This window comes from Sulfitobacter sp. CW3, assembly GCF_019392245.1.
Taxonomy (GTDB): Bacteria; Pseudomonadota; Alphaproteobacteria; order Rhodobacterales; family Rhodobacteraceae; genus Sulfitobacter.
This window is the reverse complement of record NZ_JAHXRL010000106.1, coordinates 1-289: the sequence shown is the minus strand read 5'-3', so window position 1 is coordinate 289 and position 289 is coordinate 1. Positions and strand designations below refer to the sequence as shown.

Below are 289 nucleotides of genomic sequence, written 5' to 3'. Positions count from 1 at the left end.
CACGCGGCGGTGCTCTGGAAGAACGGGATCTTGCGGGTCCGCAGCATGTGCACGACCAGGGTTTGCGACAGCAGCCCCTCGATAAACCAGCCGGACTGGAACAGGGTCTGCATTTCCACGCTGTTGGCGGAGAACACGTACCACATCAGCGCAAAGGTGGTGATGTCGAAGATCGACGAGGTCGGCCCGATCCAGATCATGAAACGGCCGATGTTTTTCGCATCCCACTTACGCGGTTTGGCCAGGTATTCCTTGTCCATCTTGTCCCACGGCAAGGCCAGCTGGGAGA

General features: G+C 58.8%; 1 protein-coding gene. It reads right to left on the bottom strand.

What is annotated here, in order from left to right; genetic code table 11:
• The coding region (locus tag KZZ06_RS20380; protein WP_219581803.1) for a cation transporting ATPase C-terminal domain-containing protein at positions 1–289 on the bottom strand (289 nt) is incomplete at both ends.